The sequence below is a fragment of the Vulcanococcus sp. genome (assembly GCF_044369115.1).
GTDB lineage: Bacteria > Cyanobacteriota > Cyanobacteriia > PCC-6307 > Cyanobiaceae > Vulcanococcus.
Genome location: NZ_JBIPMN010000091.1, coordinates 1 through 10,341, shown reverse-complemented (window position 1 = coordinate 10,341; position 10,341 = coordinate 1). Strand labels below are relative to the sequence as shown.

10 protein-coding genes are annotated in these 10,341 nt (G+C 65.5%); 6 read left to right on the top strand and 4 right to left on the bottom strand.

Translation table 11 applies throughout. The features are described from left to right. Both ACIQ2E_RS08460 and ACIQ2E_RS08455 read right to left on the bottom strand, forming a co-directional pair. The coding region (locus ACIQ2E_RS08460; RefSeq protein ID WP_398328907.1) for a PDZ domain-containing protein at window positions 1-812 on the bottom strand (812 nt) is incomplete at its 3' end. A gap of 41 nt (window positions 813-853) precedes the next feature. Continuing rightward, window positions 854-1,720, bottom strand: a complete 867-nt coding sequence (locus ACIQ2E_RS08455) for an undecaprenyl-diphosphate phosphatase (protein WP_398328904.1) — start codon at window positions 1,718-1,720, stop codon at window positions 854-856. A gap of 108 nt (window positions 1,721-1,828) precedes the next feature. On the opposite strand from ACIQ2E_RS08455, the gene ACIQ2E_RS08450 reads away from it, so the two are divergent. The 3 genes from ACIQ2E_RS08450 (at window position 1,829) to nadB (ending at window position 4,797) form a co-directional block, all read left to right on the top strand. Further along, window positions 1,829-2,563, top strand: a complete 735-nt coding sequence (locus ACIQ2E_RS08450) for a DUF3120 domain-containing protein (protein WP_398328901.1) — start codon at window positions 1,829-1,831, stop codon at window positions 2,561-2,563. 107 nt (window positions 2,564-2,670) lie between these two features. Further along, window positions 2,671-3,048, top strand: a complete 378-nt coding sequence (gene psbU, locus ACIQ2E_RS08445) for a photosystem II complex extrinsic protein PsbU (RefSeq protein WP_398328898.1) — start codon at window positions 2,671-2,673, stop codon at window positions 3,046-3,048. A gap of 102 nt (window positions 3,049-3,150) precedes the next feature. Then, window positions 3,151-4,797, top strand: a complete 1,647-nt coding sequence (gene nadB, locus ACIQ2E_RS08440; RefSeq protein WP_398328895.1) for an L-aspartate oxidase — start codon at window positions 3,151-3,153, stop codon at window positions 4,795-4,797. Here the strand turns inward: nadB and ACIQ2E_RS08435 are convergent. Continuing rightward, window positions 4,790-5,731 (bottom strand): vitamin K epoxide reductase family protein, encoded by a 942-nt coding sequence (locus tag ACIQ2E_RS08435; protein WP_398328892.1) that lies wholly within the window; start codon window positions 5,729-5,731, stop codon window positions 4,790-4,792. The genes nadB and ACIQ2E_RS08435 overlap by 8 nt on opposite strands. Window positions 5,732-5,839: 108 nt before the next feature. Here ACIQ2E_RS08435 and rimO point away from each other — a divergent pair, with 108 nt between their 5' ends. Together rimO and ACIQ2E_RS08425 are read left to right on the top strand one after the other, a co-directional pair. Further along, window positions 5,840-7,252 (top strand): 30S ribosomal protein S12 methylthiotransferase RimO, encoded by a 1,413-nt coding sequence (gene rimO / locus ACIQ2E_RS08430; RefSeq protein ID WP_398328889.1) that lies wholly within the window; start codon window positions 5,840-5,842, stop codon window positions 7,250-7,252. A gap of 23 nt (window positions 7,253-7,275) precedes the next feature. Then, a complete protein-coding gene (locus ACIQ2E_RS08425) occupies window positions 7,276-8,514 on the top strand; it encodes an MFS transporter (protein WP_398328910.1) in 1,239 nt (412 codons plus the stop codon). Window positions 8,515-8,552: 38 nt separating this feature from the next. Here ACIQ2E_RS08425 and ACIQ2E_RS08420 read toward each other — a convergent pair whose 3' ends face one another. Beyond that, complete coding sequence (locus tag ACIQ2E_RS08420) at window positions 8,553-8,645, bottom strand: cytochrome b6-f complex subunit 6 (protein WP_296366731.1); 93 nt, start codon at window positions 8,643-8,645, stop codon at window positions 8,553-8,555. Between the two features lie 145 nt (window positions 8,646-8,790). Here ACIQ2E_RS08420 and ACIQ2E_RS08415 point away from each other — a divergent pair. Then, the coding region (locus ACIQ2E_RS08415) for a B12-binding domain-containing radical SAM protein (protein WP_398328886.1) at window positions 8,791-10,341 on the top strand (1,551 nt) is incomplete at its 3' end.

Below are 10,341 nucleotides of genomic sequence, written 5' to 3'. Positions count from 1 at the left end.
TGGGCAATCACCCGTTGCGCACAGGCACGGTCTACCGGCACAAGCCCATCAGCCTCGGGCCGGTAGCGGGTGAGACCCACCGGCACCACAGCCGCCGAAAGCACCGCGGGCCAAGCACCGCCGCCAAAACTCGCCAGATCCGTGAGGGTGCGCTCCAGGGCAGGGCCGTCGTTCAGGCCAGGGCACACCACCACCTGGGCGTGAATCTGCAAATCGCGCTGCTGAAACCAGGCCAACTGCTCCATCAACAGGCCGGCCCTTGGATTCAGCAGCAATTTGGAGCGCAGCTCTGCATCAGTGGCGTGCACCGACACGAACAAGGGCGAGAGCCTCTGCTCATCAATGCGCTGCCAGTCAGCAGCGGTGAGGTTGGTGAGGGTGAGATAAGAGCCGTAGAGGAAGCTGAGGCGGTAGTCGTCGTCTTTGAGATAGAGGCTGCGGCGGTGGCCTGGGGGCTGCTGATCGATAAAGCAGAACGGGCAGTGGTTATTGCACTGTTTGAGGCCATCGAATAGGGCTTCGCTGAAGGCCAGCCCCAAGCCCTCATCGGCATCCTTTTCCAGCTCCACCACGTGCACGCTGCCGTCTGGGTCCTGCACCTCAAGGGTGAGCTCTTCCCCACAGACCAGAAACTGCAGATCGATCAGATCACGGGGGCGGACGCCATTGATGCTGAGCAGCCGATCACCCGGCTGGATCCCCAGCTCATCTCCGATCGAGTCAGGCTCCACCGCATCCACCAAAGCCGGCTGCGGTAGACGCACCTCACTGGCATCCACCAGGGGAACACCGGCAGAGGGTTCCTTCCACACAGGCGCCGCCCGTTCGTTCTTGCTGTCTCCAGTGTGAGTGTTCAGGCCGCCAGACGGCCAACCCAGAGCAGCAGGCCAAGGCCAAAAAACAGCCGATAGCCCACGAACCACCAGGTGCTGTGGTGCTGCAGAAAGCGCAACAACCAGGCGATCGCCAACCACGACACCAGAGCCGATGTGGCGATGCCAACCAACAGCGGCAGCACGCCGCCGGCCACGGGCTGGGTGAACGCCTCCTTCAGCTCCACCAGACCAGCAGTCGCGATCGCAGGGATCCCCAACAGAAAGGAGAACCGGGCTGCATCAGCACGTTGCCAACCATCGAACAGGGAGGCGGTGAGCGTGCTGCCGGAGCGCGAAACCCCTGGAATCAAGGCCAGGGCCTGCGCCAGCCCCACCCAAAGGCCATCGCGAACGCTCACCTGCTCCAGCACACGGCGGCGGGTACCCATGCGTTCGGACAGGGCCAACAGCAGCGCCATCACGATCGACACAACGGCGATCGAAGTGAGGCTACGCAGGGGGGATTGATCGAAGTTGGGCACGCAGAGCTTGATCGCCAGCCCGCCGATCAGGATCGGAATCGTGCCGAGCCCGATTGCCAGGCCCAGGCGGGCCTGAGGGTCGTCCCAGCGGCGCTGGCGCAGGCCCTGGCTGACCCCTGCCAGCACCTGGCGCAGGTCGTCGCGGAAGAATCCCAGCACCGCCAGGATGCTGCCGAGCTGAATGACAGCGGTGACGGCCACGCCGGGATCGCCCCACCCCAGCACGACAGGAACCACCTTCAAGTGGGCTGTGCTGCTGATCGGCAGAAATTCCGTGAGCCCCTGAACCACTCCCAGCACAAAAAAACGCCAGCAGGCTTGGAGCACCCCGAGCTGTTCCGGCGGGGGCAGGGCAGCGAACACCGCAAAAGAGGCAGCACGGGATCGACCCTATGCGGCGAAGCCGGCGCTGGCCAGCAACGGCAACACCAGAGGCGTCCTCTAAGGTTGCACAACTTTCTTCACACAGTGGTGATTGGGGTTCCGCCCAGCCTCACGGTGGCCGCGATGCCCCACAACACCACCCGGGCCAACCACAGCGCCGGGGTGGGCGTGGGCGTTGGGGTCAGCCTGGCTGGGGCTCTGCTGGTGGCACTGCCGGTGTTCCTGCAGGCGCCGTGGGTTCGCCTGGCTCCCTTCAGCGCCGCTCTGTTCACAGCCCCACTGCTCCTGGTGGGCCTTCTCTTGGCGGAGAGTCTCAACCCCAACCTGAGCCGAGCTGGCACTTTGCTGGTGGGATTCAGCGGCAGCTGGCTGGGCGGCTGTCTGTTCTGGGGCTGGTGCCGGCTGCACCCGCTCTGGCATCTCCCGATCGAAGCCTTTGCCCTGCCCCTGGCGCTGGGCGGACTCAAGAGCCGCTGGCGCCTGGCCGCCAGCTTCTATCTGGCCTCGTTGCTAGGCACTGCGTGCACCGATGGGGTGATGGCGATCACGGGCGTCATGCGCCACTGGAGAGAGGTGTTGCTCGCCCCTGCCGATCAGGCAGCTCTGCAGCTGCAGGCCGCCGCGCTGGAAGTGCTGCAACCCCTTCCCCTGGCGGTCACGCTCGTTGCCGGCGCCCTGCTGCTGGTGCTGTGCACGCGCTTCTGGCTGCACCCGGATCCCGCCTGGCGCCTGGCCGCTTCCGCCATCGCCACCACCCTGGCCGTGGATGGTGTGTTTCTCGCAGCGGCGCTGTGGGCGCCGCAGCTCAGCGGCCTGATCTGAAGAACTGCAAAAGCCTGCCGACCTGGGCTCAAGCCCAAGGCAACACACCTGTAGCTTTGCAACGCTGCTTGGCAGTCCCTGTGATTCCCGTTCAGACGGAGACTTCGATGAAACGGCTGGTTTCGTGGCTCATGAGTGGCGTGCTGCTGGCCAGCCTGCTTTTCGGCCTGGTGATGGCACCCACAGCCCAGGCGGCTGATCTAAGCAACGTGGCAGACGAGAAAATCGCCGAGCGCGGCGACAAAGTCGACCTGAACAACTGCTCAGTGCGCCGCTTTCAGGCGTTCCCTGGCATGTATCCCACCCTGGCCGGCAAGATCGTGCTGGGCGGTCCTTACAACAGCGTTGACGACCTGTTCACTCTCGACCTCACCGATCGCCAGAAAGAGTTGGTGGAGAAGTACAAGAGCAACTTCACCGTGACCCCCGCCTCGATCGCTCTGAACGAAGGTTTCGACCGCATCAACGACGGCCAATACCGCTGAAATCCAGCGATGGTGTGACCACCGAGTTTTAAATTCACACACCGGTTCCAGCCGTCGGGCCCTCCCGGCGGCTTTTTTGTTGCCCTTCACGCCTCGGGCTCCGTGGTTCAGCTGCCCTCCAACTGGGATGTGATCGTGGTGGGCGGTGGGGCCGCAGGGCTGATGGCGGCCCTCGAGCTGCCCTCGGAGCTGCGTGTGCTGCTGCTCAGCAAAGACCAAGCTCCCCGCTCCTCAAGCCGCTGGGCCCAGGGGGGCATTGCCGCGGTGACCAACGCCGACGACAGCTTCGCCAGCCATCGCGACGACACCCTCAGGGCCGGCGGTGGCCTCTGCGACCCCCCAGCGGTGGAGCTGCTGGTGCGGGAAGCCCCGGCCTGCGTGGAGCGGCTACTGGAGCTGGGGATGGATTTTGATCGCCACAACGGCAACCTGAGCACCACGCTCGAGGCCGCCCACAGCCACCGGCGGGTGCTCCATGCTCAAGACCGCACGGGCGGCGCCCTGGTGGATGCTCTCGAGCGCCGGGTTCTGCAACGGCCGGGGTTGGTGCGCCTGCAGGGGGCCCTGGCCCTGAAGCTCTGGATCGAAGCAGGCCACTGCTGCGGGCTACAGATGCTGCACGCCGAAACCCTGCGCTGGCTGCGAGCTGGGGCTGTGGTTCTGGCCACCGGCGGCGGCGGCCATCTCTACGCCAACACCACCAATCCATCGCAGGCCAGCGGCGACGGCATCGCCATGGCCTGGCGAGCCGGAGCCAAGATCCGCGATCTGGAATTCGTGCAGTTTCACCCCACGGCTCTGATGCTGCCGGGGGCTCCCCACTTTCTGATCTCCGAAGCGGTGCGCGGGGAAGGAGCACGGCTGCTGGATGGCCGCGGAGCCAGCCCGGTGAACCAGCTGCCCGGCGCGGATCTGGCACCGCGGGATGCCGTGAGCCGCTCCCTGGTGCAGTGCATGCGCGAGCAGCAGCTGGAGCACGTGTGGCTGGATCTGCGCCCCGTGGGCCGGGGGCGCCTGGAGCAGCAATTCCCCACGATCCTGGGGCGCTGCCGGGAGCTGGGGCTGGAGCCCACGAGCGCACCCATTCCCGTGGCGCCGGCCGCCCACTACTGGATGGGAGGCGTGCACACCAACGCCAGGGCAGCCACCACGATCCCCGGCCTGTATGCCGTTGGTGAGGTAGCCAGCACCGGCGTGCATGGTGCCAATCGCCTGGCCAGCAATTCGCTGATGGAATGCCTGGTGTTCGCCCGCCAGCTGCGCCAGATCGAGCAGCCGCCCGCTCTCACGCCCCTCAACGCCGCACACCGGACAATCTCTGGCTTGCCGGTTCCCACCGGAGAGCAGTTCCGCCAGCTGGAGCACAGCCTGCAGCAGCTGCGCAACCTCTGCTGGCAGGTAGCAGGTGTGGAACGCCAGGGCAGCCAGTTGCGGCAAGGCTTGAAGCAGATGCAGCACCTCCGGCAGCAGATCCAACAGGACCCCTGGCTCGAAGCCATGGCGGCGCTCCCGCCATCGCATTGCACCAGCCTCGACACGACCGTCTGCGCCTGGATCAGCCGTGCCCACGACCTACGCCAGCGCTTGGTGGTCACTCAGCTTCTGCTGGAAGCGGCCCTGTTCCGGCAGGAGAGCCGTGGTGGTCATTTCCGGGTGGATGCCCCTGCAGCCCAGCCGTTCTGGCGGCGCCACTCCGTGCAGCGCCGCCACCAGCCAATCAGCACCGAAGCGGTGGCGCTGATCAGTTGAGGGCGGGGCCTTTGTAACCGATCAGCTCAGCCAGCTTGAGCAGGGGCTTCACACCAGAATCGAGCTTTCCATTGATTTCCCAAGTGGGATAGCCCTCAATCTTCTTGGCCTCACAGAGCTCCTTCTGGCTGTTGCGGCCATCGGGCGCACACTCAATCACCGTGAGCTTTTCAGTGGCTTCCCGCCCGAACAGCTCCTTCTGGTCGTGGCAATGGGGACACCAATAGGCGGTGTACAGGCGTGCACCCTTGGCGGTGAGCTGTTCTGCCAGGTCGATGGTGCCCGGGGTGCTTTCAGCGCGCACGGGCGGAGAAACACCCTTGCCGGTTTCCAAAGCGGGCTGCCCCACCGATGCCGCCCAACCCAATCCGATCACCGCCACCACCAGAGCGGTGATCAAGCCACGGAACAGAAGCTGGCCGCGATCCTCCCAATCACCCCCAAACAGGCTGAGCACCAGCAAACCTGTGCTGAGGGCCGCCGAGAGGATGCAGAACGGGCAGCAATCGCGGATGGCAAACACCATGACCCCGATCAGCACAGCGCTGAACACGGTCATGCCCGTGCCCAGCAGGGCCATCCCCCACCAGCTGGGTTGCGCCAGCCTCTGCCGGGCCTCCCCCTGGAGCACCAGCGGCACAACCGCCATCAGCAGCATGGCGGCGTAGGCCAAAAAGCCGAAGAGAGAGAGGGGCTGGCCCAGCAGGCTGCCCCAATCACTAGAGAGCACCTTCTCGCAACCATTGCAACCGAAGAAGCCCTGGCTACTGCAGCTCAGCGACGGCAGCACGCCCCACGCTTTCAAGGTGATCGAGCCGGTATCGATCACACCGATGGTGGCCAGAACCGCCATCGCCACCCGGATCCATTTGCTGCCGGAGTCGCCGCGGCGCCGCTGGCCGGCGAGGCGCTCGCTGAGGCGAGAGGAGGTCACTCAGGAGAACTCACTGCTGGGCTGATTGTGGCAGGCACAATCCACTTAAGGCGAAGCTGATCGGTAGGGTTGGGGATTGGCCAGCGCGCGGCCTCTACCCCCAATCCGATGAGCCAAAGCACCGCGGCAGCCACGGCGGCCCCATCCGGTAAACCCACCGTGGCCTTTGCCCATCTGGGCTGCGAAAAAAACCGTGTAGACACCGAGCACATGCTCGGTTTGCTGGCCCAGGCCGGCTACGGCGTGAGCGCCGACGAAAGCGACGCCAACGTTGTGGTGGTGAACACCTGCAGCTTCATTCAGGACGCCCGCGAGGAATCGGTGCGCACCCTGGTGGAGCTGGCCGAACAGGGCAAGGAGCTGATCATTGCGGGTTGCCTGGCCCAGCACTTCCAGGACGAACTGCTGGAGAGCCTGCCCGAGGCCAAGGCGATCGTGGGCACCGGCGACTACCAGCACATCGTGAGCGTGCTGGAGCGGGTGGAGGCCGGTGAGCGGGTGAAACAGGTGAGCGCCAACCCCACCTTCGTGGCCGACGAGCACCTGCCCCGCTACCGCACCACCAGCGAAGCGGTGGCTTATCTGAAGGTGGCCGAGGGCTGCGACTACCGCTGCGCCTTCTGCATCATTCCCCACCTGCGCGGCGATCAACGCTCCCGCACGATCGAGAGCATCGTGGCCGAGGCCCAGCAACTGGCGGCCCAGGGGGTGCAGGAGCTGGTGCTGATCAGCCAGATCACCACCAACTACGGCCTTGATTTAGCGGGCAAACCGCAGCTGGCCGAGCTGCTGCGGGCCCTGGGGGAAGTGGAGATCCCCTGGATCCGCGTGCACTACGCCTACCCCACCGGTCTCACCGAAGCGGTGCTGGCGGCCTACCGGGAGGTGCCCAATGTGCTGCCCTACCTGGATCTGCCGTTGCAGCACAGCCACCCTGAGGTGCTGCGGGCGATGAACCGCCCCTGGCAAGCGCATGTGACCGGTGGCGTCCTGCGCCGCATCCGTGAGCAGCTGCCCGATGCAGTGCTGCGCACCACCTTCATCGTGGGCTTCCCGGGAGAAACCGAGGAGCACTTCCAGCATCTGCTCGATTTCGTGGCCGAGCAGCGCTTCGATCACGTGGGCGTGTTCACCTTCTCAGCCGAAGAAGGCACTCCCGCCGCTGATCTGCCCGATCAGGTGCCCGCCGAGGTGGCCCAAGAACGTAAAAACCGCCTGATGGCTCTGCAGCAGCCCATCGCTGCCGAACGCAATGCCGCCTGGGTAGGCCGCATCGTGGATGTGCTGATCGAGCAGGAGAATCCCAGCACAGGCGAGATGCTCGGCCGCTGCGCCCGCTTCGCCCCCGAGGTAGACGGCGAAGTGCGGGTGCTCCCGGGTGAAGGTGGGCTCTGTGCCGCGCCAGGAACGATGGTGCCGGTGCGCATCACCGCCGCCGACACCTACGACCTTGTGGGTGAAGTGGTGGGAGCGAAGGCGATGGTGAGCGATGCACTCGCCGCCCGCCAGGCAGGGGTTTGAGCCTGATCGCACAGGCCTTCCGGATGCCGCGCCGAGCCCTCGGGCGGATCCGCAGACAGCTCACCCAGCACCAGCGCACCACCTTTCTGCTGGCTTCCGGGCTGAGCACCGCCGGTTCCTTCGCCGGGCTCACCGCCAAGGGCTGGCTGCTGATGGAGGGATCGGGCAATCCCTTCCTGCTGGCTGCGAATTTCGCCCTGCTCACCCTGCCCACGCTGCTGGTGAGCGGGCCGGCCGGGGTGCTCACCGATCGGCTCGGCAGCGAGCGGGTGCTGATCCGCGCTCAGTGGGCCCTGCTGGCAGCGGCAGTGCTCGGCGCCATCGCCATCCCCATCAGCAGCGGCGGCCAACAAGATGCGCTGCTGCTGCTGAGCACGCTTGGGGTGGGGGTGGCCAGCACCTATGAACTCACCGCCCGCAATAAATATGTGGCCCTGCTGGTGGATGAGCCCGAGCAGCTGGGGCCCTATCTGGCGAGCTTCTCGGTGATCTTCAACGTGGGCAAGCTGTTGGGCCCGCCGATCGGTGGACTGCTGCTGGCGGCCACCGGCCCCACCCTCGCGCTGAGCCTGGATGCCGCCACCTACCTGCTGCCGATCCTCACGCTGCTGTGGTTGATGGCCCCCCACCGCGAGCGCGAGCGGCGCAGCGCGGGCGGCAGTGGCGCCAGACTGGTCACCGCCTGGCGCGATTGCGGGCCAGCCCTGCGCCATGTGCTGCTGTTCTGCGGGCTGGCCTGCCTGGTGGGCTTCTTCCATCCCGGCCTGGCACCGCTGATGGCCCTGAAGCTGCTGGGGCCAAGCCCATTGGCCCTGGGACTGTTCACCAGCGTGATCGCCTGCGGCAGCATCAGCGCTGGGGTGGTGCTGCAGCGCAATGCGCAGCTGTGGAGTCGCCGGCCGGGTCTGCTGCTGGGGGGCAGCACGCTGATCACGGCCCTGGGCCAATTGGGATTAGCGCTGCCGGCGCCCCAGCAGTGGGGGCTGGCGATGGCGTTTTTGATCGGTGGGGGCACCGCCTCACTGCTGGCGGGCACCAACTTGATCATTCAGGTGCACGCACCCCAGGTAATCCGCGGCCGCATGGCCGGGTTGGGGCAGATCGCTTTCCTGGGAGGAGGAGGCATCAGCGGTCTTGCCGCCGCTGGGCTGACGGCCTGGCTTCCCGGCGGCTTGTGGAGCTGCTTCGCGATGCTGGGTGGTTTGGGGGCGGTTCTGGGAGCCGTGGAACTGGTGCGTCAGGGGCGCATGCGGCTGGCCTGACGCAACCGGCTGCGTCTAATTGGCCCCAGATTTCAGTCTTAGATCAGCTTGATGCCGCGGAGCACGAAGGAGATCGCCGCTGCGGCCACCAAACCGCCGCCCACCAGGGCGAGATAAATCACAGGACCCATCGCTGGATGTGTTGGGAAAGTCACAGCCATTACAGCAGAACCCCACTGCCACCTGGCGCCCCACCTAGGGTTGTGCGTAACCATCAACGGTGTAGCCCCTCAGGGCAAACCGTTGCTCTGTTCCATCGGATCGCTGACTCGCGGCATGCGCACACTGCTGATCTACCCGGAGTTCCCCAAGACCTTCTGGAGCTACGAGAAGATCCTGGAGCTGGTGAACCGCAAGGTGCTGCTCCCACCGCTGGGGATGGTGACGGTGGCGGCCTTGCTGCCGCAGCACTGGGAGATGAAGCTGGTGGACCGCAATGTGCGGGAGGTGAGCGAAGCCGAGTGGGACTGGGCTGAATTGGTGGTGATCTCCGGGATGATCGTGCAGAAGGCCGACATGGCCGTGCAGATCGCCCAAGCCAAAGAACGTGGCCTGCCGGTGGCCGTGGGCGGGCCCTTCGCCAGCTCCACCCCCGATGCACCCGAGCTGGAACTCGCCGATTTCAAGGTGCTCGATGAGGGTGAAATCACCCTGCCGATGTTCATCGAAGCGATCGAGCGGGGCGAATCCGGCGGACGCTTCTCCGCCAACGGCGACAAACCGGATGTGACCGGCACGCCGATCCCCCGCTTCGATCTACTGGAGCTCGACGCTTACGACTCGATGAGCGTGCAGTTCTCCCGGGGCTGCCCGTTCCAGTGCGAGTTCTGCGACATCATCGTGCTGTACGGCCGCAAACCCCGCACCAAAACGCCCGAGCAGCTGATCGCCGAACTGCAATGCCTCTACGACCTGGGCTGGCGCCGCGCCATCTTCCTGGTGGACGACAACTTCATCGGCAACAAGCGCAACGCCAAGCTGCTGCTGCCCGCCATCAAGGAGTGGCAGATCGAACGGGGCTATCCCTTCAGCTTCACCACGGAAGCCTCCGTGGATCTCGCCTCCGATGAGGAGATGATGCGGATGATGGCCGAAGCCCGCTTTGAAGCGGTGTTCCTTGGCATCGAAACGCCGGATGAGGCGAGCCTCTCGGTGGCGGGCAAGCACCAGAACACCCGGAGCTCGCTCGAAGAATCCGTGGACCGGATCACCAGCTACGGCATCCGCGTGATGGCCGGCTTCATCATCGGCTTCGATGGCGAAAAGACCGGTGCCGGCGACCGCATCGTGCGCTTCGTGAGCCAAACCGGCATTCCCGCCGCGATGATGGGCATGCTGCAGGCCCTGCCCAACACTGGCCTCTGGCATCGCCTGGAGAAGGAAGGCCGGCTGATCCAGGAAAAGGCTGACGCCAAGGGCGTGAACCAGACCAACCTGCTCAACTTCGTGCCCACCCGGCCGATCCGCGACATCGCCAACGAATACGTGGATGCCTTCTGCAGGCTTTACGAGCCGAATGCCTACATCGATCGGGTGACGCACTACTACTCCAACAAGGTGGGCGCACCCCGCTGGAAGGCCTTTTACAAACCCGAGAACTCCGACAAGCCAGCGCTGCCGCCGATGAGCGACTTGAAAGCTCTGGCCACAGTGCTCTGGCGCCAGGGGTTCAAACGGAATACCCGCTTCCGGTTCTGGCGCTCCCTGGCGCGGGTGGCACGCCGCAATCCCGCCAGCTTCGAGCAATTTGTGGTGACGCTCGCCCACAACGAGCACTTCCAGGAATACCGGGCGGTGGTCACCCGCGAAATCCAGGAGCAGCTGGCC